Origin of the sequence: Streptomyces sp. NPDC059037, from assembly GCF_042740015.1 — a bacterium.
GTDB lineage: Bacteria > Actinomycetota > Actinomycetes > Streptomycetales > Streptomycetaceae > Streptomyces.
This window is the reverse complement of record NZ_JBHYIG010000146.1, coordinates 1-23,896: the sequence shown is the minus strand read 5'-3', so window position 1 is coordinate 23,896 and position 23,896 is coordinate 1. Positions and strand designations below refer to the sequence as shown.

Annotated in this window: 24 protein-coding genes; 8 read left to right on the top strand and 16 right to left on the bottom strand. The window is 71.0% G+C overall.

The genetic code is table 11. The features are described from left to right. On the top strand, positions 1–1,271 hold a 1,271-nt coding region (locus ACFWY6_RS26855; protein WP_384695262.1), incomplete at its 5' end, for a glycoside hydrolase family 32 protein. Between the two features lie 12 nt (positions 1,272–1,283). Here ACFWY6_RS26855 and ACFWY6_RS26850 read toward each other — a convergent pair. The 16 genes from ACFWY6_RS26850 to ACFWY6_RS26775 all read right to left on the bottom strand — a co-directional run bounded on the left by ACFWY6_RS26850 (position 1,284) and on the right by ACFWY6_RS26775 (position 16,675). Continuing rightward, positions 1,284–2,354 (bottom strand): mechanosensitive ion channel family protein, encoded by a 1,071-nt coding sequence (locus ACFWY6_RS26850; RefSeq protein ID WP_266873239.1) that lies wholly within the window; start codon positions 2,352–2,354, stop codon positions 1,284–1,286. 118 nt (positions 2,355–2,472) lie between these two features. After that, positions 2,473–3,372: a hypothetical protein gene (locus ACFWY6_RS26845; protein WP_384695261.1), complete on the bottom strand. Its 900-nt coding sequence runs from the start codon at positions 3,370–3,372 to the stop codon at positions 2,473–2,475. Beyond that, a complete protein-coding gene (locus tag ACFWY6_RS26840; RefSeq protein ID WP_384695258.1) occupies positions 3,369–4,379 on the bottom strand; it encodes an SPFH domain-containing protein in 1,011 nt (336 codons plus the stop codon). Before ACFWY6_RS26840 ends, ACFWY6_RS26845 begins: the two co-directional genes overlap by 4 nt. 97 nt (positions 4,380–4,476) lie before the next feature. Then, positions 4,477–5,289, bottom strand: coding sequence for an SAM-dependent methyltransferase (locus tag ACFWY6_RS26835; RefSeq protein ID WP_384695255.1), 813 nt, complete (start codon positions 5,287–5,289; stop codon positions 4,477–4,479). Between the two features lie 94 nt (positions 5,290–5,383). Beyond that, positions 5,384–6,157 (bottom strand): aspartate/glutamate racemase family protein, encoded by a 774-nt coding sequence (locus ACFWY6_RS26830; protein ID WP_384695252.1) that lies wholly within the window; start codon positions 6,155–6,157, stop codon positions 5,384–5,386. Positions 6,158–6,201: 44 nt separating this feature from the next. After that, complete coding sequence (locus ACFWY6_RS26825) at positions 6,202–6,684, bottom strand: MarR family winged helix-turn-helix transcriptional regulator (RefSeq protein ID WP_384695249.1); 483 nt, start codon at positions 6,682–6,684, stop codon at positions 6,202–6,204. Positions 6,685–6,723: 39 nt separating this feature from the next. Next, positions 6,724–7,575, bottom strand: a complete 852-nt coding sequence (locus tag ACFWY6_RS26820) for an alpha/beta fold hydrolase (RefSeq protein ID WP_384695246.1) — start codon at positions 7,573–7,575, stop codon at positions 6,724–6,726. Then, complete coding sequence (locus ACFWY6_RS26815) at positions 7,572–8,228, bottom strand: isochorismatase family protein (protein ID WP_384695243.1); 657 nt, start codon at positions 8,226–8,228, stop codon at positions 7,572–7,574. The genes ACFWY6_RS26820 and ACFWY6_RS26815 overlap by 4 nt, the downstream gene beginning before the upstream one ends. Then, positions 8,225–8,902 (bottom strand): SRPBCC family protein, encoded by a 678-nt coding sequence (locus ACFWY6_RS26810; protein WP_384695240.1) that lies wholly within the window; start codon positions 8,900–8,902, stop codon positions 8,225–8,227. Before ACFWY6_RS26810 ends, ACFWY6_RS26815 begins: the two co-directional genes overlap by 4 nt. Beyond that, positions 8,902–9,417 carry a (2Fe-2S)-binding protein gene (locus ACFWY6_RS26805; protein WP_384695237.1) on the bottom strand — a complete coding sequence of 172 codons (516 nt, stop codon included), beginning with the start codon at positions 9,415–9,417 and terminating at the stop codon, positions 8,902–8,904. Before ACFWY6_RS26805 ends, ACFWY6_RS26810 begins: the two co-directional genes overlap by 1 nt. After that, positions 9,414–11,774 (bottom strand): xanthine dehydrogenase family protein molybdopterin-binding subunit, encoded by a 2,361-nt coding sequence (locus ACFWY6_RS26800; protein ID WP_384695235.1) that lies wholly within the window; start codon positions 11,772–11,774, stop codon positions 9,414–9,416. Before ACFWY6_RS26800 ends, ACFWY6_RS26805 begins: the two co-directional genes overlap by 4 nt. Beyond that, on the bottom strand, positions 11,771–11,941 hold the full coding sequence (locus tag ACFWY6_RS26795) for a hypothetical protein (protein WP_384695232.1): 171 nt from the start codon (positions 11,939–11,941) through the stop codon (positions 11,771–11,773). The genes ACFWY6_RS26800 and ACFWY6_RS26795 overlap by 4 nt, the downstream gene beginning before the upstream one ends. Further along, complete coding sequence (locus ACFWY6_RS26790) at positions 11,938–12,786, bottom strand: FAD binding domain-containing protein (protein WP_384695230.1); 849 nt, start codon at positions 12,784–12,786, stop codon at positions 11,938–11,940. Before ACFWY6_RS26790 ends, ACFWY6_RS26795 begins: the two co-directional genes overlap by 4 nt. 38 nt (positions 12,787–12,824) lie before the next feature. After that, the gene (locus ACFWY6_RS26785) at positions 12,825–14,222 is read right to left on the bottom strand and encodes an MFS transporter (RefSeq protein WP_384695227.1); all 1,398 of its coding nucleotides are present in this window, start codon (positions 14,220–14,222) and stop codon (positions 12,825–12,827) included. Positions 14,223–14,326: 104 nt separating this feature from the next. Beyond that, positions 14,327–15,598: an FAD-dependent monooxygenase gene (locus ACFWY6_RS26780; RefSeq protein ID WP_384695224.1), complete on the bottom strand. Its 1,272-nt coding sequence runs from the start codon at positions 15,596–15,598 to the stop codon at positions 14,327–14,329. Positions 15,599–15,643: 45 nt separating this feature from the next. Further along, entirely contained in the window at positions 15,644–16,675 is a 1,032-nt protein-coding gene (locus ACFWY6_RS26775; protein ID WP_384695221.1) for a hypothetical protein, read from the bottom strand. A gap of 373 nt (positions 16,676–17,048) precedes the next feature. On the opposite strand from ACFWY6_RS26775, the gene ACFWY6_RS26770 reads away from it, so the two are divergent. The 7 genes from ACFWY6_RS26770 (at position 17,049) to ACFWY6_RS26740 (ending at position 23,398) form a co-directional block, all read left to right on the top strand. After that, positions 17,049–18,182, top strand: coding sequence for an ROK family protein (locus ACFWY6_RS26770; protein WP_384695219.1), 1,134 nt, complete (start codon positions 17,049–17,051; stop codon positions 18,180–18,182). A 34-nt stretch (positions 18,183–18,216) separates the two neighbouring features. After that, a complete protein-coding gene (locus ACFWY6_RS26765) occupies positions 18,217–18,432 on the top strand; it encodes a hypothetical protein (protein WP_384695216.1) in 216 nt (71 codons plus the stop codon). A gap of 177 nt (positions 18,433–18,609) precedes the next feature. Beyond that, positions 18,610–19,833, top strand: coding sequence for an RNA-guided endonuclease InsQ/TnpB family protein (locus ACFWY6_RS26760; RefSeq protein WP_384695213.1), 1,224 nt, complete (start codon positions 18,610–18,612; stop codon positions 19,831–19,833). 231 nt (positions 19,834–20,064) lie between these two features. Beyond that, positions 20,065–20,430 (top strand): carbohydrate ABC transporter permease, encoded by a 366-nt coding sequence (locus tag ACFWY6_RS26755; protein WP_384695210.1) that lies wholly within the window; start codon positions 20,065–20,067, stop codon positions 20,428–20,430. Then, positions 20,423–21,295: a carbohydrate ABC transporter permease gene (locus tag ACFWY6_RS26750; RefSeq protein ID WP_384695207.1), complete on the top strand. Its 873-nt coding sequence runs from the start codon at positions 20,423–20,425 to the stop codon at positions 21,293–21,295. Before ACFWY6_RS26755 ends, ACFWY6_RS26750 begins: the two co-directional genes overlap by 8 nt. Positions 21,296–21,344: 49 nt before the next feature. Beyond that, a complete protein-coding gene (locus ACFWY6_RS26745) occupies positions 21,345–22,385 on the top strand; it encodes a Gfo/Idh/MocA family protein (protein WP_384695204.1) in 1,041 nt (346 codons plus the stop codon). Next, a complete protein-coding gene (locus tag ACFWY6_RS26740; protein ID WP_384695201.1) occupies positions 22,382–23,398 on the top strand; it encodes a Gfo/Idh/MocA family protein in 1,017 nt (338 codons plus the stop codon). Before ACFWY6_RS26745 ends, ACFWY6_RS26740 begins: the two co-directional genes overlap by 4 nt. Positions 23,399–23,896: the final 498 nt, after the last annotated feature.

Here is a 23,896-nt window from a genome sequence, read left to right as displayed (position 1 = left end):
GGGGGGGGGTGTCTGGGCGGGGGGGGGTGTTGTGGGGGGGGGGGGTTTTTGGGTGGGGGGGGGGGGGGGGGGGGGGGGGGGGGGCGCCCCCCCCCCCCCGGGGGGGGGGGGGGGGGGGGGGGTGGGTCGGCCGGCCCCCCTGGGCGCCGCACGAGACCGCCGACACCCAGGCCCAGTACCTCTGGTACTCCACCGACAAGGGCCGCACCTTCAAGAACCACGGCACCGATCCGGCCGTCCCCAACCCGGGCGTGAAGGACTTCCGCGACCCCAAGGTGATCCGGGACGAGGAGCGCGGCCGCTGGGTGATGGTGCTCGCCGAGCACACCAAGGTCGGCTTCTACCACTCCGCGAACCTCAAGGACTGGACGTACGCCGGCGGCTTCGTGAAGGAGGGCATCGGCGTCCTGGAGTGCCCCGACCTGTTCCGCATCACCACCGCCGAGGGCACCGTGAAGTGGGTGCTCGGGGTCAGCGCCAACGGCAAGGCGTCCGGTCTGCCCAACACCTACGCGTACTGGACCGGCGAGTTCGACGGCACCACGTTCGCGCCCGACGCGGCGGACCCGCAGTGGCTGGACCACGGCTTCGACTGGTACGGCGCCGTCACCTTCGAGAAGCACGCCGCGGACGGCGCCGTCGACCCGGCCGTCCGCCACGCGGTCGGCTGGCTCAACAACTGGGACTACGCCAACACCACTCCGACCATCGACTCCGACGGCTTCAACGGCACGGACTCGGTCGTCCGCGAGATCACCCTGCGCCGCGCCGCGTCGGGCACCCACTACCTGGCGTCCCGCCCCGTCCGGGCCCTGGACCAGCACGTCGCACGGACCGTCGACCTCGGCGACGTGACGGTCGAAGGGCACCTGGTCCTCGACTACACGGGTACGGCGTACGAGCTGTCCACCGAGGTCACCTGGGACCGGCTCACCGGCGTGGGCGTCCAGCTGCGCAGGTCCGCCGACGGCAGCCGGCACATCGACGCGGGTGTGTACGGCGACTACGGGTTCGTGAACCGCCGGGGCGCCGCCAACCCCGACGCCTCCGGCAAGTGGCAGGAGAGCAGGACCCCCTTCGACGCGTCGGCCCACAAGGTCACGTTGCGCGTCCTGGTCGACCGCACCTCGGTCGAGGTCTTCTTCGACGACGGGCGGCACACCCACTCGATGGAGGCGTTCCCCTACCTCACGGACACCCGGCTCGCGCTGTTCACGATCGACGGCGCGGCGGTCTTCAGGAACACCGTGATCCGGGAGTTCACCGTCTGAGCGGTCACGAGGTCACGCCGTGCCGCGCTGCTGCGGGATCAGGCTCGGCGGCAGCTCGCCCTGCTGCACGTTCACCGTCCTGACCGGCGACGGGACGCGGATGCCCTCGGCGCGGTAGCGCTGGTGGAGCTGCTTGATGAACTCGTGCTTGATGCGGTACTGGTCGCTGAACTCGCCGACGCCCAGGATCACCGTGAAGCTGATCCTGGAGTCGCCGAACGTGTGGAAGCGGACGGCCGGTTCATGCTCCGGGAGGGCGCCGTCGACGTCCTTCATGACGTTCTCCACGACCTCCGTCGTGACGCGTTCGACGTGCTCCAGGTCGCTGTCGTAGCTGACGCCGACCTGCACCATGATGGACAGGTCCTGCTCGGGGCGGCTGAAGTTGGTCATGTTGGTGCCCGCGAGCTGGGCGTTGGGGATGATGACGAGGTTGTTCGACAGCTGACGCACCACCGTGTTGCGCCAGTTGATGTCGACGACGTAGCCCTCCTCACCGCTGCTGAGCCGGATGTAGTCGCCGGGCTGCACCGTCTTCGCCGCGAGGATGTGTACGCCCGCGAAGAGGTTGGCCAGGGTGTCCTGGAGGGCCAGGGCGACCGCGAGACCGCCCACGCCGAGCGCGGTGAGCAGCGGGGCAATGGAGACGCCGAGCGTCTGCAGGACGACGAGGAACCCGATCGCGAGGACCACGACGCGGGTGATGTTCACAAAGATCGTCGCCGAGCCCGCCACTCCGGAGCGGGACTGGGCGAGGGACTTCACGAGGCGGGTGACCACGCGGGCCGCCGTCAGGGTCGCCGCGAGGACGAGCAGCGCGGTCAGCGTCATCGTGACGTTGCGGCCGGTCCTGGGGGTGAGCGGGAGCGCCGCCGCTGCGACCGCCGCGCCGGCGGTTATCGCCGCGCAGGGGACCAGGGTGCGTACGGCGTCGACGATGATGTCATCGCCGCTCCAGCGGGTCCTGCTGGCCCGTTCGCCCAGCCAGCGCAGGATGACGCGCAGCAGCAGGCCCGCCGCGATGCCTGCGGCCACCGCGATGCCGGCGGCGATCAGGTCGTGCCATGTGAGGGCTCGCTCCATCAGTTCATTCTCCAGGTTGTGCGGGCGCGCCGGACGTATGTTCGCGTCCGGCGTCGCGAGCGTCATCCTGCCCCATCGGCACACCGCGGCCGCCCGGGGGCCCGCACCAAGCCTGCCGTCAACTCACCAGACGCAGGGCGATGTCCGACATTCCGATGCGGACGCTCTGACCCCAGGTCAGTTCGAGCGCGTCGCTCTCCACCCCGTCACCGAAGGCCACCAGGCGGTCCGACTCGACGGTGACGCGCAGCCGCTCGGCCGCCGCGAGGACCCCCTCCACCCGGGAGGTCCCGGTCGCGGGCGACGGCCACGCCTCCCGCACGAACCAGATGAGCCGCTGCTCGGCGGGTCCCGGCAGCGGCAGTGCGCTCCCGCTCTGCTGCCACAGCGAGCGCAGCCAGCCGGTGGCGCCGGTCCCGGTGCCGACCAGGACACCGGAGGAGGCCTGCGCCTCGGGGGTTGCCGTGTCGGTGTCCGGGCCGATGCGGTAGCGGGCGGTCTGGTGTCCCGGCGGGCCGAGGTAGATCTCGTTGAGGGCGAGCAGCCGCTGGGTGTCGTCGGACACGGCCTGGACCATGGTGAGTTCGTCCACGCCCGCCCCGGGTACGAGCGCCGCGGCGAGGAGCTTGGCGGCGTCCGCGCCCCGGTGGCGTACGAGAACCCCGGGATTGCGGCCGGGTTCGGTGTCGATGCCGATGACCGGCTGCCCGGCGAGATACTTCGCCGCGTTGGCGACGAGGCCGTCCTGCCCGACGACCACCACGACGTCCTCGGGTCCGAAGAGGAAACGGTCGAGGTCGGCGCGCTCCACCCGCGCCCGCCGCCACCGCGCGGGTACGGCGGCCGCCACTTCGGCGAGTGTCCGGTGCGTACGGTGATGCCGCTCGGCCACCTCCTGGATGCTCCGGCCGCGCGACGCGAGGAAGAACTCGGCCTGCCCGTGGGTGCCGTGCCGGGCGAGCAACTCCTCGTACTCGGTGGTGCGATGGACCAGGACCGCGCGCGGCGCGAGGCTCATGGGCGTTCACCGGCGCCGTGCCCCAGCTTGGCGAGCAGGCCCGTCAGGACGTCGGGGGAGAGGGTGAGGCTCTCGATGCGGGGGACGTTCTCGGCGAGCCGGGTCGCGGCCAGCGCGTGCAGGGTGGCCGCGTCCACCGCGGAGTGCGCGGCGAGCCAGGCGGCCTGGGCCGCGGCCTTCGCCTCGCCGATGGTGCGCGCCGACTCGGCCTCGGCGCGGGCGAGGCGCTCGGTGCGCTCGGCCTCCGCCTGCGCGCGCACGGCGTCCGCCGCCGCGTTCTCCTCGGCCTCACGGCGGGCGTTGGTGCCGCGCTGCTCCACCAACTCCTCTTCCTGGCGGGCCAGTTCGATGCGGCTGGTGAGCTCGTTCTCCGCGATGGCCTTCTCCCGCTGGACGGCCACGGCCCGCCGTTCGTACGTCGCCCGGTCCGCCTCCTGCTGGATCCGCTCACGCGCCGGGGTGCGCAGCGCCCGCTCCACCTCGGGCTCGGGTCGGATCGCGACGACGCGGACGGCCACCACCTCGATGCCGGTGGCGGGCAGCCGGGGCTCCCCGGCGAGCCCCTCGGAGATCCGCTCGCGGACCGAGGTCACGCCGTCGGCGAGCGCATCGGACAGCGGCGTGCGGGCCAGCACGTCGAGGGCGTTCTGCTGGGCGGACTCCGTGAGCAGGGCGGCGAGTTGCTCAAGGGGCGCCCCGCGCCAGGCTCCGGTCCCGGGGTCGACCGCGAAGTCGACGCGGGCCGCCGCGAGCGCCGGATCGCTGATCCGGTACGTCACCGTGGCCTGCACGGTGACGTCCTGGAAATCGGCCGTGCGCGCATGGAAGGCGACCGCCAACTCCCGGTCGTCGACCGGTACTTCGGAGATCGCCGCGCTGAGCGCACGGAACCAGAAACTCAGGCCGGGCCCGTCGTGGACAAGCCGGCCGCGCTTGTGGAGGCGGATGTGGGCGGTGGGCGCGGAGCGCAGATGGTGCAGCCACAGACGCCTGGTGATGTCGGCCATGATGGAATCCCTCCCCGTTCTCGTCGCATCGACGATATGGGGTGATCCTGCTTATCGTCAAGGAGATGAAAACAGGGAGGGTGATGAAGGCGATGGGCTACCGCTTGCGGCCCACCCCCGCGTACAGCGGCACCGGAGTCCCGTCCCTGACCTCGTCCACGCCGAGCTCCGGATGCCAGTCCGGCAGCCACGCGAGGCCGGGGGCGACAAGCTCGAAGCCCGCGAAGAACCGCTCCACCTCCGCGCGCGAACGCGGCACGAGCGTGACGCCGCCCGCCTTGTACGTCTCCACCGCCTGCCGTGTCCGCTCCGGATCGAAGTCGCCCGCCATCTGGGACAGGACCAGATGGCTGCCCGGCGCGAGCGCGGCCATGAGCCGCTCCACGATGTCGTACGCGCCGTCGTCGTCGCTGATGAAGTGCATCAGCGAGATCAGTGACAGCGCGCAGGGCCGGCCGAAGTCCAGTACGCCGGCGGCCTGTTCGAGGATGGCGGCCGGGTCGCGCACGTCCGCCTTGAGGAACTCCGTGGCGCCCTCCGGGGTCCCGGTGAGCAGTGCCTCCGCGTGGGCGAGGACGATCGGGTCGTTGTCCACGTACACGACGCGCGCCTCGGGCGCCGCCGACTGGGCGATGCGGTGGAGGTTGGGTTCGGTGGGGATGCCGCTGCCGATGTCCAGGAACTGGCGCATCCCGGCCGCCTGAGCCAGGTGCCGCGTGGCGCGCTGCATGAACCAACGGTTGTGCTGCGCACAGTACTTGGTCGCCGGTTCGAGGGACATGATCTGCCGGCCCAGTTCCTCGTCCACCGGGTAGTTGTCCCTCCCGCCCAGGAACCAGTCGTAGACCCGGGCGGGGTGCGGCTTGCTGGTGTCGATCGTCTCTGTGCCGACGGGCGGGATCGCAGCCATGCGTCAACTCCCTTGAAGGCAGCGGGCATTCGGACATACCCGCATATGACTGACGGGTACGCCCAGCCATCGTGCACAGGACGGTGCACCGCCCTCAAGCGACAATCGGGCCGCGCAGCAGACTTCCCGCGCCCGGCACGACAGGTGGCAGATTCAGCTCGGTGAGGATCCGGTACGCCGTCGCGGTGGCCGCCGTCAGGACGGGCAGTCCCGCGGCGTCCTCCACCGCCTGGACCGAGGCCAGCGACGGCATCTGCACACACGCGGAGAGGACGAGCGCGTCGGCGCGGCTCAGGTCGAGGCGCTTGAAGTGCTCGCGCAGATCGGCGGGATCCAGACGGGCGACGGCCAGATTGTCCGGCACCTGAAGGCTGAGAGCGTCCACCACCTCCACGCCCGCGTCCTCGATGTAGTCGACCACCAGCCGGGTCAGCGGCTTCATGTACGGAGTGACGATCGCGACCCGGGACGCGCCGAGCGCCTTGATCCCGTCGAGCAGCGCGCCGGCGCTGGAGATGACCGGCGCCGACGCGCCCTCGGACCGCAGCGCGGCGGAGATCTCGTCCTCCGCCACGCAGTGGTGTCCAGGGCCCTGCGCCATGATCGCGACGAGACAGGCGGTGGCGACCACGTCGGGCCTGGCGTCGGCGAGTTCGAGCGCCGCGCGCTCGGTCTGCGCGTTCATCGCCGTCAGCTGCTCGGGCGTCACATGCTTCATCCGCATCCGGCTGCTGTGGAAGACGAACCGATCCTGCGGGGCCACGGACTCGCGCTCGCGCAGCATGCGCGGCAGCTCCGTCTCCATCGTCAGGTTCGAGCTGGGCACGATCATGCCGATGTGGTGGTCGGTCGCGGTCGTCGCCTGCATTGCCACGGGTTCCTCCGGTGTCTCCCGTACGCCGATGCGTACGGCTATGAGTCCTCGGCAAGCCCCTCCCAGTGATCGGCGAGGGACGTGAGGAGTTGCATGACCTCTTCGCACCGCTCCTCACCGAACGGCTCCAGGAGCCGCTGGTCGAGTTCGCGGGCACGACGGTTGGATTCGCGGAGGGTGCGTTCACCCTCCTCGGTCAGATAGAGCAGCTTGCGGCGGCCGTCCTCGGCGGCCGTCCTGCGCAGGATCAGCCCCCGGTTCTCCAGGCGCCGTGCCACGTCCGCCATCGTCGACGTGTCCAGGGCCACCGCCGACGCCATGGACCGCTGGTCATGTCCCGGCGAGGCGTCCACGGCCGTGAGCACCGCGAACTGCGGGCCGGTCAGCGTCGGGTCGACCGCACGGATCCAGACCGCGAGATACGCCTGGTACAGGCGCCGGACCTGGTAGCCGGGCGCAGCCGTGAGGGCGGCGGGCGGCCCGGGCTGCGGGTGCGTTGATGTGGAGGATTCGTCAGCCATGGGGCCCACTTAAGCACGGGGGTTGATCGCTTCGGTCGGTCAGGTCAGCATCGGGCGCAAGGCCTCGCGGAGGGCGGCGACGGCCGCCGGCGGGTTGTCCCAGAACAGCATGTGGCCCGCGTCGGGGATCTCGGAGAGGACGGCCGACGGGAGCAGCCGCGCCGCCTCGCCGGCGCCCGCCGCCGTGACGACGGGGCTGTCCGCGCCGTACAGCAGCGCCGTCGGACCGGGCACGGAAGGCCACCAGTCGAAGAAGTCCTCGGTCTCGAAGCCGCGGTGCGTCGCCGCGATCGCCTCCTCGTCGCAGCCGGCCAGCCAGCGGGCCCGCAGCTCCTGTTCCCTGCGGGGCCAGCGCGGCCAGGACAGGGCCACCTCGTCGGCGTCCGTGCCGCGCCGCGCCTGGGCGAGCTGGTCGAGGAAGGCCCCCAGGGGCGTCGGGTAGGGGCCGAGTCCGGGCCCGCTCATCGGCGGGTCGCCGAGCACCGTGCCGCGCGGCGCCACCTTGCCGCGGACCGCGGTGACCGCGGCGATCCGCGCGCCCATGGAGTGCCCGAACAGCACGGGACGTTCGAGACCGAGCCCGGTCACGACGGCTTCGGCGTCCTCGGCGTACTCCTCCAGGGTGTAGGAGCCGCCGCCGTCGGAGAGCCCTCGACCGCGCACGTCGAGGACCAACGGCCGTACAAGATCGGTGAGTTCACGTGCCACGAAGTCCATCGTGACGGCCGGGCTCGTGATGCCGGGCAGGATGAGGAGCGGGGTGCCGTCGCCGCCGTAGTCGAGGACGTGCAGCCGGGTGGTCCCCGAGCGGACCCAGCGTCCGGTGGCGGGAAGGCCGGCGAGGTCGGCGAGCGCCGCCTGCGGAAGACAGCGGTCGTGCGGGGTGCTCATGCGGGGGTCCTCCCGGTGAGGGCGGCGAGGTAGTCGGTGGCTTCCTTGAGGTCGATGACGTCCCCGTACTTGGCCTGGATGTCGAAGAGGCTCGCCTCGTGCGGTCCATCGGCGCGGTCGCCCACACACTCACGCGGTACGAGGACGGAGAACCCGCTCTGCACGGCGTCGACCGCCGACGCCCGCACACAGCCGCTGGTCGTCGCCCCGCACACCAGCAGCGTGTCGCAGCCGATTCCGGTGAGCAGGGCGGCGAGTGAGGTACCGAAGAACGCCGAAGCGCCCTTCTTCACCACCATCAAGTCCCCTTCCTCGTACGGCAGTCGGGGATCGAGCGCGACTTCGTCGCTGCCCTCGATCAGCGACCGCATGCCCTGTGCCTTGTGCAGCCAGGTCACCGCGTCGCCCGCGGCCTCGGCGGGCGTGTAGGCGATCGCGGTGAAGATCACAGGCACCCCGGCCGGACGGCCGCTCCCGATCAACTCCCCGACCGCACCCACCACTTCGGTCAGATCCGCACCCGAGGGGAAGCCCTCCTCGGTGAAGCCCCGCGTGAGGTCGACGACGAGGATCGCGGGTCGGCCGCCGCGGCGGACGGGAGCGCCGAATCCGGCCCGTTCGTAGGTACGTTCCGTCTCCTGGCCGTAGTTCACGAGCTCCTCCCAGGTGCGCGCAGGGCCCGCAGCTCCCGTGCCTGCGCGCCCAGCCGGCCCAGGAGCCAGCCCTCGAAGACGCCGAAGGCGAAGGCTCCGGCGACGAGGCCGTACTTGGCGGCGGCGGGGCCGATGAGCAGGGACAGGCCGTCGAGTTCCGAGTCCGCGGGCACCGCGGGGCGGCCGGCGCCGAGAGCCACGGAGGGCAGGGACGCGGCGGCCGGTGAACGGTCCTGGTCGAGCAGACTGCCCAGGTTCTGGGCGAACTGCTGCAGGATCCGGTCGGACACCGTGGCGATCGCGCCCTTCCCGAACTGGGCGATCCTGCCCCGGATCACCAGATCCGTGGAGAGCTGGAGCAGCGCGCCCTCGGCGGCCGCGAGCACCTCAAGGGCGACCTCGGCCTCCGCGTCACCGCTCCCGTGGGCGTCGGCCCCCCGCGCCTGGACCCGCAGCCGCCGTTCCGTCGGGTCGACCTCCAGGAAGCGGACCGAGCCCGCGTACGCGGCGCTGATCGGGCCGACCTTGATCTTCACGGAGCCTCGCCAGGTGTCTCCGTCGCGTCCGTCGAGCGCGGCGCCCGGCATGCACGAGGCGACCCGCTCGACGTCGTTCATCAGGGTGAAGACCTCGTCGGGCGAGGCCTTCACCGGTACCGAGTTGGTGAGCTGCATCAGGACTCCTTGGGTCCGCGGGCACAGCGCCGGGCGACGGCGCACCCGTCGATCGCCTCGACGATGGTCTGGTAGCCGGTGCACCGGCAGAGGTTGGCGGCGACGACCTCGCGTATCTCGTCCTTGGTCGCCTCGGGGCGCTCGGCGAGGAACCCCTCGGCGAGCATCAGGAAGCCCGGGGTGCAGAAACCGCACTGGAGACCGTGGTGTTCGCTGAACGACCTTTGCAGATCGTTCAGTTCGCCGCCGTCCGCGAGCGATTCGACGGTACGGATCCGGGCGCCCTCGGCCTGCGCCGCGAACATCAGGCACGCCCGTGCGGGCCGGTCGTCCACCAGGACCGTGCACGCGCCGCAGATGCCGTGCTCGCAGCCGACATGGGTGCCGGTGAGCCGCAGGTCGTGGCGGAGCACGTCGACGAGGGTGCGCCGGGGTTCGGTGATCACCTCGTGCTGCTCGCCGTTGACGTCGAGGGTCAGCAGGAGCACGTCGGTGGTGTTGCCGGTGTCGGTCATCGGGAGAGCTCCAGGTTCAGGGCGCGGTGCACCGTCTCCGGCGTGATGGGGGTGTGGTCGAGCTCCACGCCCGTGGGGCGCAGGGCGTCGTTGACGGCGTTGAGCACGGCGGCCGGCGCCCCGATGGTGCCGCCCTCGCCCGCGCCCTTCGCGCCGGTCTCGGTGAACGCGCAGGGCGTTTCGAGGTGGTGGATGAGCACGTCGGGGATCTCGTGCGCGGTGGGCACCTTGTAGTCCATGAAGCTGGTCGCCGACGGCTCGCCCTGCGCGTCGTACGTCACCTGCTCGAAGAGCGCGCCCGCGATGCCCTGCGCGATGCCGCCCCGGCACTGCCCCTCCACGACCTGCGGGTTGATGGCGACACCGCAGTCCTCGACGCAGACGTAACGCAGGATCTCCACCTGTCCGGTGCCTTCGTGGAGTTCGACGACGACGCCGTGGGTGGCGTTGGAGAAGGTGCCGTCGCCCAGGACGTCGAAGGTGGCGGTCGCCGTGAGCCCCGGCTCGATGTCCTTGGGCAGCAACTGCGCCTGGAGGTAGGCGACATCGGCGATCTCCTCGTACGTGAGGACCCTGCCGTCACGGTGCCTTGCGCGCCCCGCCGCGAGCTCCACCTCCTCCGGTCCGGTCTCCCACCGCGCCGCCGCGATCCGGCGCAGCTTCTCGCCGAGCTTCGCCGCGGCGACCCGCACCGCGCTGCCGCCGATGGTGATGGAGCGGCTCGCGAAGGTCCCGAAGCCGTAGGCGACACGGTCCGTGTCGCCCTGATGGAGCCTCACCTTGCCGATGTCCAGGCCGAGTTCATCGGCGACGATCTGGGCCATGGTCGTCTCGTGGCTCTGCCCGTGGCTCATGGTGCCGGTGGTGACGGTCACCGCGCCGGTGGTGTCCATCCGCACCTCGGAGATGTCGAAGCCGGGGACGACCCGCATCTTGCGCTGCGCGAAGGCCGCCGAGCCGTAGCCCGTGCGTTCGCTGAAGCAGGAGTAGCCGATGCCGATGTGGCGTCCCTCGGCCGCCGCCGCGGACCGTTTCTCGTACCAGCCCTCGTCCTTGACGAGCCGCTCGCACAGATTCAGCGACTCCAGATAGGAGCCCGGGTCGTACGTGATGTTGTTGACGCCTGTGTACGGGAACTCGGTGATGACGTTGCGGCGCCTGATCTCGACCGCGTCCAGGCCCAGTTCACGTGCGGCCCGCTCGAAGAGCCGCTCCATCACCATCACGTACTGCGGCCGGCTCACCCCCCGATAGGGCGCGGTCGGCGCCTTGTTGGTGGTGACCGCGCGGCCGCGCACCCGGTAGGCGGGCACCTTGTAGACGCCGGGCATCTCCGCGGAGGCCATCAGCGGCTCGATGCCCGCCGTGAACGGATAGCAGGAGTACGCGCCCATGTCGCACACCACGTCGGCGTCGAGCCCGAGGATCCTGCCCTCCGCGTCGAAGGCCGCACGCACGTCGTAGTGCTGCTCGCGGGCGAGGAACGACGCGGACAGGGCGTCCTTGCGGTCCTCGATCCACTTCACCGGTCTGCGCAGCCGCAGCGCCGCCGCCGCGGCGGCGATCTCCTCGCGCCCGACCACGCACTTCTGGCCGAAGCCGCCGCCCATGTCGGGCACGACGACACGGACCGCGCGCTCGTCGAGACGCAGGCATCCCGCGGCCACCGTCCGCACCAGGTGCGGGACTTGGGTGCAGGTCTGCACGACGAGCTGTTCCTCGCGGTCGTCCCAGTGGGCGACGGCGCCCCGTGTCTCCAGCGGCAGTGCGTTCTGCCGTCCGGTCCGCGACTCGACGTGGACGACGTGGGCGGCGGTGTCGAAGATCTCGTCGATGCCGTCCGTGGCGAACAGCGAGACGTCCACCAGGGTGTTGCGCGCCGCCTCGTCATGGACCAGGGGAGCACCGGCCGCCAGGGCCTGCGCCTCGGACGTGACCGGCGGCAGCACGGCATAGGCGACCTTGGCCGCTTCCAGGCCGTCCTCGGCGGCGTACGCGTCACGCGCCACCACGATCGCGACGGGCTCCCCGACATAGCGCACCCGGTCACGGGCCAGGACCGGCATCGCGGTCGGCACGAACTCCGTGAGCGGACGCCCCAGTTGGGCGGTGATGTCGGTCAGGTCCAGGTCGTCGGCGGTGAACGCCGCCACGACGCCCGGCACTTCACGTACGGCGGTCAGATCGATCGACGTGATCTCGCCGTGCGCGACGGTGCTGCGGACGAACTGGGCGTGCAGCATGCCGGGGAGTGCGATGTCGTCTACGAAGCGCCCGCGTCCGGTGAGCAGCCGGGGGTCCTCACGTCGTGCGACGGACCGGCCGATCAACTGCCGGTCGTTCACTGGTTGGTTCATCGGCTGGTCGCCTCCTCGCAGACGTGCGGGACGCATGTGCGGACGGGGTGTTTGCGGTAGTGGGTGTTGCCGGACGTGTCGGCCGGGGGATTCACGGCTTGGGCTGCGGCGGTCGGGTGCTCGGTGAACCGGCCGCGCCGGGTGAGTGCCTTCGCCGGCTCGTTCACCGGGACATCGCCTCCTCACAGGCGCGCTGGACCAGCGTTCGGACGAGCTGCTTGCGGTAGTGGGTGCTGCCGGACGCGTCCGCCGGGGGATCGACGGCATCGGACGCCGCGGCGGCGCACTCGGCGAAGGAGCCGCCGCCCGCGAGGACGGCCTCCGCCTCCGGGACCCGCATCACCGCGGCGGCCACCCCGCCGAGCGCCACCCGCCCGCCGCGCACCGTGCCGCCCTCGACGTCGAGGTCCACGGCGGCGGACACCAGGGCGAAGTCCCCCTGCCGCTCGGCGAATTCGGTGAGCGCGGCATGCGGCGCCGGGCGCGGGAAGACGATCTCCACGAGGATCTCGTCGAAGTCGAGCGCGGTCGTGTAGTAGCCGAGGAAGAAGTCACCGGCCGCGATCCTGCGCTCGCCGCGCGGCCCGCGCACCACGAACTCGGCGTCGAGCGCCAGCGCGAGCAGGCACCACTCCGCGGTGGCGTCGGCGTGCGCGATGCTGCCGCCGACGGTGCCACGCGTACGGATCGGCAGATGCCCGATCCACCGCATGGCGTCGCGCAGCACCCCGAAGTCCGCCCCGAGCCGCCCCGCCGGGTCGCGCTCCACCGTGTGATGGGTGGTGAGCGAGCCGATATGCAGCCCGCCCCCGGCATCCGTGCGCAGCCGGTCGAGTTCCCGCAGGCCGCCTATGTCGACCAGGTGCCGGGGCCGGGCGAGCCGGAAGTTCATCATCGCGACCAGACTCTGGCCGCCGGCCACGACCTTGGCGTCGTCACCCAGCTCGGCGAGCAGCCGTGTCGCGCCGTCCAGGTCGCGGGCCCGGTGGTAGGCGAAGGGGGCGGGCTTCATGGTCCTCCTGTCGTACGTACGGTGCGTGCGGGCGCCGGTCAGAGCGCCGCTTGCTCGGTGACCGGAAGGGGCGGTGCGGCCGCCGGGGGCTCCTCCTCGCCGTCCAGGGCACGCCCGTTGGTCTCCGGGGCCGCCACCGCCATCCAGCCGACGGCCACCAGGACGGCCCCGCCGAGCACGGCGAACGTCAGCGGAAGCCCGAGCACCGGCCACATCACCGAACCGAAGAGCAGCGGCGCGAACCCGGTGAGCGCCCGGCTGACCGAGGACGCCCAGCCGAAGCCGCTGGCCCGCAGGGGAGTGGGGTAGAGCTCGGAGACGTACGCGTACAGGGCGGGGATGGCCAGCTGCGCGAGGAAGCCGAAGACGGCGATCGCCACGACCGAGCCGGTCGGCATGTCCCGCACCAGCGCGAACACCACCAGGGCGGCCGATGCGACCGGCGCCGAAACACCGATCAGCCACTTGCGGCCGACGATGTCGACCAGAGCGGTGGAGACCAGGACGCCGACGATGCCGACACCGCTCATCAGGGTCGTGCTCATGAACGCAGCGGTGTCCCCCTGGCCCTCCTCCTTCAGGATCGAGGGCATCCAGCTCAGCGCCGCGTAGTAGACGAGCATGATCGTGGCGAAGAGCAGCCAGGCGGCGGAGGTGATGCGCGGGCTGAAGCTCCAGATGCGGCGCAGCTGATCGGCCGCGGCGGCCACTCCGCGCGGGCCGTCGTCCGGCACCGGCTCGGGGATGACGTAGGGCTCCACGGGGGCGCCCGTCCGTGCCACCAGATCGTCGATGACCTTCCGCGCCTCGGCCTCGCGCCCCTTCTTCGTCAGATAGATCGGCGACTCGGGGATGCCCCGCCGGGCCCAGAAGAGGAGCAGCGCGGGCAGCACCATCGTCGCCAGCATCCACCGCCAGTTGCCGTCGAGGGTCAGCATCGCCGTGGAGACGAGCCCGCACAGGGTCACGCCCACCGGCCACCAAGCGTCGAGCGCGGTGAGCACCCGGCCCCGGTACTTGCGCGGCGAGAACTCACCCACCAGGGCGTAGTCCACGGGGATGCAGCCGCCGAGCCCGACACCCGCGAGGAAGCGCAGCGCGAGGAAGACCGGATACGTCGGCGCGAGCGCGCCGAGCACCGAGAACAGCGCGAAGATCAGCAGCGTGACGCTGAACGCCTTCTTGCGCCCGATCCGGTCGGCGACCGCGCCCCAGGCGACGGCGCCCACGGCCATCCCCACCAGGTTCGCGGTGGCGATGAGCCCGCGCTCGCTGAGCGAGAGGTCGAAGTGCTTGCCGAGGAGCGGCATGAGGAAGCCGTTCAAGGCGATGTCGTACGCGTCGAAGAGGTAGCCGAGGCCACCGATGATGAAGATCTTTCCCTGGACGTTCCATCTCCAGGGCAGTTCCTGAACGATCTGATCGCCTGTTTTCACGTTCGCTCCACGGAGTCGCGTCGGGGACGTTCTGCGGCGGTTGCGGGTGCCGGGTCTGCGTGGGGGAGTGAGGGAAGGGGGGGGAGGGGAGGAGGGGAGGAGGCTCAGCGGGCGAACTGGTAGGAGAACGCGCCGAGATCGGGGTCGTTGAGCGGGCTGCCGCCCCAGAGCCAGTCGTACGAGAGGTCGGACTCGCCGTCGAAGTCGCGCCGGAGCTTCTCGTCCCTGGCGCGCTGCTCGGGTCCGTCGGGGAAGTGGTAGAAGGTCTTGTTCTGCAGCGAGGCGTCCTGGACCATCCCGGCGTGCTTGGCGCGCCGGTCGACATAGCGCCGCAGCCCCCCGTCGATTCCACCGACCGTGACCGCGCCCAGTTCCTCGGCGAGCACGGCGGCGTCCTCCATGGCCTGGGACGCGCCCTGCGCCTGGTAGGGCAGCATCGCGTGGCAGGCGTCGCCGAGCAGCGCGACCCGGCCGTCGAGCCACACCGGGTCGCGGCGCCGGTGGTAGAGCGCGAAGCAGGAGACGTCCTCCTTCGCCTTGGACAGCATCGCGGGGACCCGGTCGTCCCAGCCGGGGAAGGCGTCCACCAGGTCCTGCGCGGTGGCCGGGACGGTCCACTTCTCGGCGGCCTCGTCGGTGCAGGGCACACAGGCCACGATGTTCAGGAACTCGCCGCCGCGGATCATGTAGTGGACCAGATGCCGGTCGGGTCCGTACCAGATGGTGGACTGGTAGCGGTCGACCAGCCAGCGCGTCGCCGGGTCGGCGGCGATCAACTCGCCCGGTATCAGGGCGCGGTAGGCCATCTCGCCGGAGAACTGCAGGGTGTCGGGTGCGCCCATGAGGTCGCGCACCGCCGAGCGGATGCCGTCGGCGCCGATGACGAGATCGGAGGCGAACCGCCGCCCGTCGTCGGTGACGGCCACCGGGCGCTCGGGGTCCGTGCGGTCGAGCTCGGCGACCTTGCTTGCGGTGTGCAGCGCGACGACCGGTCCAGGTCCCGCCGGGTCGACGCAGGCGTCCATCAGGACGCGGTGCAGGTCGGCCCGGTGGTAGTGCCAGTACGGCGCGTTGAACTGGTCCTTGCAGCGCTGCCCGAGCGAGGTCAGGCCGATGACGCTGCCGTCCTTCCAGCGCCGCCGCACCTGGTCCAGCGGCTCGGTGTGGATGGCCTCCAGCTGTCGCCGCAGCCCGAGGCCGAGCAGGATCCGGCTGGCGTTCGGCGCGGTCTGGATGCCCGCGCCGACCTCGCCGAGCTGCGCCGCCTGCTCAAGCACGGTGACGCGAAGGCCGCGCTGCCGCAGCGCGAGGGCTGCGGTCAGGCCACCGAGGCCGCCTCCGACGACGGTGACTTCAAACGACTGGCTGGACGCCACACTTCCTCCATCTTCCGGGTACGTACGTGCAGTTGACGCACGGGCTCAGCGCTCGGTGAGCCGGCCGCCCGTCACGACCTCGGTGCCGTCGACCGCGACCGTGCAGCCGCGCATGGCGATGTCGAGGTGTGCGTACGACTCACGCCCGAGGACCGGGTGGGGCCCGGTGGACCAGAGGAAGTTCCCCGCGAACGCGCGGGCGTCCATGCCCATCAGGTCGTCCTTGCCGTACATCGCGGTGGCGAACCAGTCGGCGGTGCGCATCAGGCCCCAGCCCATGTGGGAGAGGCTGCGCGCCCACTGGTCGTCGGCGTCTTCGAAGAACGTGGACAGGAGCTCGGCCTCGGCGCCGCCCGACACCTTCTCGATCTGCCCGCCCGCGATCTGCAGGGTCACCGGCTGCCGCACGTACTCCTTGAAGGGCAGCAGGATGTCGCCCTCGGCGAGCACGATCTGCCCGTCGGAGATCTCCGGCCAGCACAGCACCATGGTGCTCGGCCAGTGGTCCCAGCGGCCCGGGTCGTCGGCGAAGCCGCACTGGAACTCGGGCTTGGAACCCGCGAGTTGAACGGTCAGGTCGGTCCCCGCGTCCGAGGTGACGCGCATGACGGAGGACCGCTTGAGCAGCTGGACGCCTTCGAGCACCTCGTCCTTGTCCGCCTCCTTGGGGAGGTTGCGGATGAGGACGTCGGGCGCGTCGCAGACGAAGATGATGCGGGTGCCCGCGCGCAGGATCTCCTGCTGCACCGGCGCGTGGATGAAGCCTTCGCGGGTGAGGTCGACGACCAGGTCGGCGGATTTCAGCAGGTCCTGCGCGGTGGAGTCGTTGAGTACGGAGACCAGGCCGGGGCCCGCGCCGGTGTGGGTGCTCGGCATCGGCGCGGGGCTGCCGCCGGGCACGGTCGCGGCGATGACATGGGCGCCGCAGGCCTTCGCGGCGCCGAACGCCGCCGCCACATAGTCACCGCGGCTGCCCGGCTCGGAGAGCACGACGACGTGCTCTCCCTCGCTCAGCTTGCACAGGCGCAGTTCACGGGTGAAGGCGTCGAGCAGATCGACGGACGAAAGATCGAACACGGGGAATCCCTTCTTTCGGGCTGCCGGGGCATGCGGGCATGCGGGCAGCACGACTCCGGACACATCGTGCGAGGGGAATGGCAGGCCTGACTGGCCCGCCGTACAGGGTCTGAACTGCGGATACGAGGCGGTGGGTGACCGCCCGACTGAGATAATCCGAACACGTACGATCTGCCTTGGCAAGGGGTCGCGCACGGAGTTGACACGGGGGTTTCCCGCTGCTTCCGACGCTGCGAAAGGGGTTCCCAGTCGCGTGTGGATATGAAAGTGTCCTGCCAAATATCCGGGGGCACGCGCCGACCCACTGGCCAACAGCGCTGTCTCGGCCTCGATCTGGGGTGAAGAAGTGTTGCGTAACGAGATGCGTAATGAGATGCGTAACGAGACGCGGGGCCATGACCTCGCCTCACTGCGGCGGCTCAACACGACGGTCGTGCTGCGTGCCCTGCACCGCCGCAGCCCGCAGACGCTCGCCGAACTCGCCACCGGCACCGGGCTCTCCCGGCCCACCGTCGAGTCGGCCCTCGAAGAGCTGGCCGCGCACGGCTGGGCGGGGGAGGCCGAGCGCGACGAGGGCGAGCGCGCGCCGGGGCGGCCCGCGCGGCGGTTCCGGTTCCGTGTGGAGGCGGGCAGGGTCGTGGGCGCCGACATCGGGCTGCACAAGATGGTGCTGCTCCTCGCCGATCTCGGCGGGACGGTCCTCGCCGCGCACCGCGAGGACATCGACCCGGAGCTGGGCGGAGCCGCACGGCTCGGCCTTCTCCGCAGGGGACTTGAAGCCTTTCTGGACGCGCACTCGGTACGTCGTGACACCGTCCTCGCCCGCTGTGTGGGCGTACCCGGCGTCGTCGACTCCGGCGGCACCATCACCTCCTACGTCATCCCCGAGTGGTCCGGCGTCGGCCTCGGCCGGCTGCTCACCGACGGGGAACCGGGGCACACGCTCGTCGAGAACGACGTGAACCTCGCGGTTCTCGCCGAGCGCTGGCAGGGCGCGGCCACCCTCGCCGGTGACGTCGTCTGCGTCCTGACCGGACACCGTGTCGCGTGCAGCCTCACCATCGACGGGCGGCTGCACCGCGGGCGGCGCGGCGGCGCGGGTGAACTGGGGCTTCTTCCGCTGCTCGGCATGAACACCGCGCAGGACGCGCTCAGTTGGCAGGGCCCCCGGCGCACGGGCGAGTCCGAGGTGGCGGCGCTCGTCCGTGCCGCCGACACCGGGGACCCGCGCGCCCTCGCCGCCGTCGCGGACTTCGCCGACCGCATCTCGCCGGGCATCGCGGCCCTCGCGCTCGCCGTCGACCCGGAGCTGATCGTGCTCACCGGCGGCGCGACCCCGCTCGGCGGCCATCTCGTATCGCTCATCGAGGACCGCCTCCGCCCGCTGACCCTGCACGTCCCGCGCGTCGCCCTGAGCACGCTCGGCGGCCAGGGCGTGGCGATCGGCGCCGTACGCAAGGCACTTGACCAGGTCGAAGCCGGGCTCCTCGGGGGCCCCGCGGCATAGGCCACCCGTAGCAGAAACCGAAGCGGAGGCGCGCATGCGCAGGAGAACTCTGCTGTACGGAGCGATGGCGGCACCGCTGCTCGCCGCCTGCTCCGGCCAGAGCGAGAGCACGGACACCGGCGGCGGCCGCACCACCCTCTCGTACGGGGTGTGGGACGTGGCCCAGGTGCCGGGACTGCAGAAGGTCATCGACGCCTTCGAGAAACGGAACCCGCGCATATCCGTGCGCATGGAGCTCACGCCGTCCTGATCGAGCTACCGGGATTCATTCGCAGTGCTCTGGCCTTCAGGCCGGGGGGGGGCAGGCGCATCGCACTCCCGGCGGAGTCGGGCAACGCTTCCGGCACGGTCTGCCTGGGGCCAGGATGAGGCGGGGAACGAATGTTCCCCGTTCTTGTGCGTGTGCTGTGCTCGTACGATCAGCGTCATGCAGCTCCGGTACGCCTTCAGGTTGTACCCGGAGCCCGGCCAGGCGAGCGCGCTGGCACGGGCGTTCGGGTGCGCCCGCGTCGTGTTCAACGACGCGGTGCGCGCTCGCCGTGACGCCCGTTCTGCGGGCCTCCCCTGTCCTTCGCTGGGCTCGCTCTCACGCGCTCTGGTCACCGAGGCGAAGAAGCGCCCGGAGCGGGCCTGGCTGGCGGAGGTCTCCTCCGTGGTGCTCCAGCAGTCCCTTCGCGACGCGGAGGCCGCGTACCGCAACTTCTTCGCCTCGCTGAGGGGGGAGCGCAAGTGGGCGAGGATCCAGGCGCCGCGGATGAAGTCCCGCAAGGACACCCGGCAGTCGATCCGCTTCACGGCAAACGCCCGCTGGTCGATCACGCCCGGTGGTCGGTTGAATCTGCCCAAGATCGGGCCGGTGAAGGTCGCCTGGTCGAGGCCCCTGCCCGCTACCCCGTCCAGTGTCACGGTAATCAGGGACAGTACCGGCCGGTTCTTCGCGTCCTTCGTCATCGACACCGACCCGGATACCGACGCGGCCCGGATGCCCGCCACCGACCAGAGCATCGGCATCGACCTCGGCCTCACCCACTTCGCGGTCCTCTCGGACGGCACGAAGATCGACTCCCCGAGGTTTCTGCGCCGCGCGGAGAAGAAGCTCAAGAAGGCCCAGCAAGACCTGTCCCGCAAGCGGAAGGGATCCAAGAACCGGGCCAAGGCAAGGATGAAGGTGGCCCGAGCCCACGCCCAAGTAGCCGACGCCCGCCGCGAGTTCCACCACCAGTTGTCCACCCGCCTGATCGTCGAGACCCAAGCGATCGCGGTGGAGGACCTGGCGGTGAGCGGACTCGCGCGCACCAGGCTGGCGAAATCGGTGCACGACGCGGGCTGGGGCTCCTTCCTCGCGATGCTCGACTACAAAGCCCGCCGGTACGGGCGCACCCTGATCACCATCGGCCGGTTCGAGCCCACCAGCCAGGTCTGCTCCGCCTGCGGGCACCGCGACGGCCCCAAACCCCTCCATGTCCGTGAATGGACCTGCCCGGCCTGCGGCACCGTCCACGACCGGGACGTGAACGCAGCTCGTAACGTCAAAATGGCCGCCGGACTGGCGGCAGCAGCCTGCGGAGCGCCGGTAAGACCAGAACCCGTTCTGGCACAGCGCGAAGAAACAGGAAGCCAGGGAATCCCCAGCGGTGATCGTGCCGCGTAGCGGCACAGCAACCGGCAGGGACGGCCAGAATCCCCACCCTTCAAGGTTGGGAGCAAGTCAATGGACCACCCTGAAGACCTCGATGCGCGGGGGCACGGCCCGATGTCTCCTGGATGAACGCGGTCAACTTCCAGCTGTACGCGTCCAACGGCGTCCTGGATCCGCTGAGCGGGCACATCAAGAGCGACGCCACGCCCGTGGACCGCCACCCCGCATCGCTCGTGAAGCCACGTGGACTTGGGGCGATTCAAGAACACCCCGCAGGACTACTACGAGGCCGCCGAGTTGGACGGGGCCGGGCCGCTGCGCCGCTTCTTCACCATCACGCTGCCGCTGCTCAGCCCGACGATCTTCTTCGCGTCCATCGTCTGCATGATCAACTCGCTGCAGACCTTCGACCTGATCTACATCATGATGGCCGAGAAGAACCCGGCGATCGGCGACACCCAGTCCGTGGTGAGCCTCTTCTATAAATGGGCCTTCGTCGAGAACGCCCAGGGCGCGGCCGCCGCGCTCGCCTTCCTGCTCATGCTGATCATCGCGGCGCTGACGCTGGTGCAGTTCAGGCTGCAGAAGAGGTGGGTGCACTATGCGTGAGTCCTCGCCCCGTCGGCGTATCAAGGCCGGGCGTATCAATGGCGGGCGTTTCAACGCCGGTTCGGTCGCCACACACGCGGCGCTGTCGCTCGGCGCGATCGTGATGGTCTTCCCGTTCCTTTGGCAGCTCCTGACCTCGGCCAAGTCCCTCGCCGAGACGGCAAAGGTGCCGCCGACCTTCCTGCCCGACACCTGGAACTGGGCGAGCTATGAAGAGGTGTTCACGGCGCTCCCGTTCCGGGAGATGCTGGTCAACAGCCTGCTCAACACCGTGGGCCGGACCGTCGGCCAGCTGGTGTTCTGCTCCCTCGCCGCATACGCCTTCGCGCGGATGCAGTTCCGGGGACGCAACGTCCTGTTCGCGCTCTTCCTGTCCGTCCTGATGGTGCCGAGCTCGCTGCTCGTCCTTCCGCAGTACGACATCATCCAGCGCCTCGGGCTGCTCAACTCCGCGCCCGCGCTCTTCCTGCCCGGCATGTTCAGCGCGTTCGGCACGTTCATGCTCCGGCAGTTCTTCCTCACGCTGCCCAAGGAGCTGGAGGAGGCCGCACGCATCGACGGCGCGGGGTCGTTCCGCATCTTCTGGTCGGTCATGCTGCCGCTGGTGCGTCCCGCGCTCGCCGCGCTGGCCGTCATCACCGCCATGTGGTCGTGGAACGACCTGCTGTGGCCGCTGATCGTCAACACCGACCCGGAGAAGATGCCGATCAGCGCCGGACTGACCTCCCTTGAGGGGCAGTTCGAGACCAACTTCCCCGTGATGATGGCCGGTTCGCTCATCGCGAGCCTGCCCATGCTGCTCGTCTACGTCTTCCTGCAGCGGCACTTCGTGCAGAGCGTCGCGCTCTCCGGCTCCAAGAGCTGAACCCGTTCACGAAACAGCTTTAAGGAACTCAGGAAAGGCAACTCCCTTGATGCGACCGCTTCATATCGGCCTGCTCGGCGCAGGCGGCATCGCACGCGCCCATCTGCCCGGCTGGCTGGAACTGGGTGCCCGCGTCAGCGTGTACACCGTCGACGGATCGGCCCAGAAGCTCGCGGCGGAATTCGAGGGGCGCGCGGTCACTGCCGTGCCGAGCCTCGACGCGCTGCTCGACGAGTGCACCGCCGTCGACATCTGCACCCCCACGCCCACCCACAAGGAACTCGCCCTCGCCGCCGTGGCCGCGGACCGGCACGTCGTCTGCGAGAAGCCGCTAGCCCTGACCGCGGGGGACGCCGAGGAGATCGCGACGGCCGCCGAAGCGGCGGGCGTCCACCTGCACCCAGCCCATGTCGTGCGCTACTTCCCGGCGTACGCGGCGATGCAACAAGCTGTGTCACGCGGCGAGTTGGGAGACCTCGCGGTGCTGCGGTTCACGCGGGGCGGGGCGCGTCCGCAGTGGGCGCCCTGGTTCGGCGACCCCGCCAAGTCCGGAGGCGTGATCATGGACCTGATGGTGCACGACATCGACATCGCCCGCTGGATCGCGGGCGACGTGGTCCGGGTGCACGCGCAGACCCGCGGCGTCGAGCACGCCACCGGCGCGGACGCCGAGGTCGTCTCCGCGACGGCCGTCCTCACCCACGCCTCCGGCGCCGTCAGCCATGTCACCGGCCTGTGGGGGCTCCCGGACCAGCGGTTCCGTACGACGTTCCGGATCGCGGGTGCCGACGGCCTGCTGCGGCACGACTCGACGTCCGTGCCCGGCTACCGCATCACCGCACAGGGAGTGCGCGCGGCCAACGAGGGCATCCCTTCCAGCCCCATGACGGAGAGCCCCTACCTGACGGAGCTGCGGGAGTTCGCGGCGTCATGGCAGGAGGGTGGTGCCGCGCCACGGGTGAGCGCGCGCGACGGCATCGAGGCGGTGCGCATCGCCGAGGCGGCGGTGGAATCGAGTCGTACGGGCCGTGCGGTGGAGATCCGGACGAGCGCCAAGGCCGTTGAGGCCATTGAGGAGGTCACACGATGAAGGTCGCTGTGCTGTCGTTCGCCCATGTCCACGCGCGCGGATATCTGCGGCTGCTCGCCCGGATGCCGGGAGTCGAGGTCATCGGCAGCGACCCGGACACCGGGTCGGCCGCGCCGGGTGAGGTGCGGGGGCGTGCCTTCGCCGACGAGCTCGGGGCCGCGTACGCCGACTCGTACGAGGAAGCTTTCGCCTGGGGCCCGGACGCGGTGATCGTCTGCTCGGAGAACGCCCGCCACCGTGCGGTGGTCGAACTCGCGGCGTCGCACGGCGTGGACGTCCTGTGCGAGAAGCCCCTCGCCACGACGGTCGCGGACGGCGAGGCGATGCTCGCCGCGTGCCGGGCGGCCGGGATACGCCTCGCGGTCGCCTTCCCGGTCCGCTTCAGCCCCGCGTACGCGGCCGTCAAGGCGGCGCTCGCCTCGGGCGAAGCGGGCAGGGTCCTGACCGTCTCCGGCGCGAACAACGGCGCGATGCCGACCCGGGCGAGGCGCTGGTTCGCGGATCCCGAACTCGCGGGCGGCGGCGCGCTGATGGACCACACGGTCCACATCGCCGACCTCCTGGACGACCTGTTCGGCGACGCCCGCCCCCTCGACGTGTACGCGCAGACCAACAACCGTCTGTACGAGGGCGAGGTCGACGCCGAGACCAGCGGCCTCGTCACCGTGACCTACGACAACGGCGCGGTCGCCACGATCGACTGCAGCTGGTCCCACCCGCGTTCCCACCACTCCTGGGGCGGCCTCGAACTCACCGTCGTCGGCGAGCGCGCGACACTGGAGATGGACGCCTTCGACCAGTCGCTGCACGGCTACAGCGAACGCCGACGCCAGGGCCTGGAACTGCCGTTCGGGGCCGACCTGGACGAGCGGATGCTGCGGGCGTTCCTGTACGGGCCGCAGGACAGCACCGGCATGGATGTGGCCGACGGGGAGGGGGGCCTGCGGACGCTGAAGATCGTGGAGGCGGGCTATGCGTCGGCCCGGATGGGGGTTCCGGTGGCGGTTGGGTGACGGGGCCGGCGGGCGATTTCGGCGGAGGGCGGCCGGTGAGGGGACCCGGTGGAGGGGGTCCGGCGGAGGGAGCCGGGCGGTGGCGCGGGCTGGTGTGTGAAGGCCCCAAGGCACGCCCTGGTCCGGGCGGACGGGGGTTCCGGTGGCGGTCGGCTGACGGACCGGCCGGCGATTCCGGCGGAGGACCGCGGCCGGGGGCGTCTTTGCCGAGGGTTCCGGCCGTGACGTGGAGGCGGGCTGGTGTGTGAAGGCCTCAACGCACGTCCTGGCGCGGGCGGACGGGGTGTCCGGTGGCGGTCGTCTGAACGGGGCCGGTCGGTGATTCTGGCGGAGGGCGCCCGGCCGGGGGCGTCTTTGCCGAGGGATTCGGCCGTGACGTGGAGGCGGGCTGGTGTGTGAGGGCTCCAACGCACGTCCTGGCGCGGGCGGACGGGGTGTCCGGTGGCGGTCGTCTGACGGGTCCGGCCGGCGATTCTGGCGAAGGGCCCCGGCCGGGGG

Excerpts from the sequence above, each read along its gene's own strand:
- ACFWY6_RS26750 (WP_384695207.1), top strand. The coding sequence starts at position 20,423 with ATGCGTGAGTCCTCGCCCCGTCGGCGTATCAAGGCCGGGCGTATCAAT.
- ACFWY6_RS26805 (WP_384695237.1), bottom strand. The coding sequence starts at position 9,417 with ATGACCGACACCGGCAACACCACCGACGTGCTCCTGCTGACCCTCGAC.
- ACFWY6_RS26740 (WP_384695201.1), top strand. The coding sequence starts at position 22,382 with ATGAAGGTCGCTGTGCTGTCGTTCGCCCATGTCCACGCGCGCGGATAT.
- ACFWY6_RS26850 (WP_266873239.1), bottom strand. The coding sequence starts at position 2,354 with ATGGAGCGAGCCCTCACATGGCACGACCTGATCGCCGCCGGCATCGCG.
- ACFWY6_RS26745 (WP_384695204.1), top strand. The coding sequence starts at position 21,345 with ATGCGACCGCTTCATATCGGCCTGCTCGGCGCAGGCGGCATCGCACGC.
- ACFWY6_RS26765 (WP_384695216.1), top strand. The coding sequence starts at position 18,217 with ATGCGCAGGAGAACTCTGCTGTACGGAGCGATGGCGGCACCGCTGCTC.
- ACFWY6_RS26835 (WP_384695255.1), bottom strand. The coding sequence starts at position 5,289 with ATGGCTGCGATCCCGCCCGTCGGCACAGAGACGATCGACACCAGCAAG.
- ACFWY6_RS26825 (WP_384695249.1), bottom strand. The coding sequence starts at position 6,684 with ATGGCTGACGAATCCTCCACATCAACGCACCCGCAGCCCGGGCCGCCC.
- ACFWY6_RS26770 (WP_384695219.1), top strand. The coding sequence starts at position 17,049 with ATGCGTAACGAGACGCGGGGCCATGACCTCGCCTCACTGCGGCGGCTC.
- ACFWY6_RS26760 (WP_384695213.1), top strand. The coding sequence starts at position 18,610 with ATGCAGCTCCGGTACGCCTTCAGGTTGTACCCGGAGCCCGGCCAGGCG.
- ACFWY6_RS26810 (WP_384695240.1), bottom strand. The coding sequence starts at position 8,902 with ATGCAGCTCACCAACTCGGTACCGGTGAAGGCCTCGCCCGACGAGGTC.
- ACFWY6_RS26790 (WP_384695230.1), bottom strand. The coding sequence starts at position 12,786 with ATGAAGCCCGCCCCCTTCGCCTACCACCGGGCCCGCGACCTGGACGGC.
- ACFWY6_RS26845 (WP_384695261.1), bottom strand. The coding sequence starts at position 3,372 with ATGAGCCTCGCGCCGCGCGCGGTCCTGGTCCATCGCACCACCGAGTAC.
- ACFWY6_RS26840 (WP_384695258.1), bottom strand. The coding sequence starts at position 4,379 with ATGGCCGACATCACCAGGCGTCTGTGGCTGCACCATCTGCGCTCCGCG.
- ACFWY6_RS26830 (WP_384695252.1), bottom strand. The coding sequence starts at position 6,157 with ATGCAGGCGACGACCGCGACCGACCACCACATCGGCATGATCGTGCCC.
- ACFWY6_RS26820 (WP_384695246.1), bottom strand. The coding sequence starts at position 7,575 with ATGAGCACCCCGCACGACCGCTGTCTTCCGCAGGCGGCGCTCGCCGAC.
- ACFWY6_RS26800 (WP_384695235.1), bottom strand. The coding sequence starts at position 11,774 with ATGAACCAACCAGTGAACGACCGGCAGTTGATCGGCCGGTCCGTCGCA.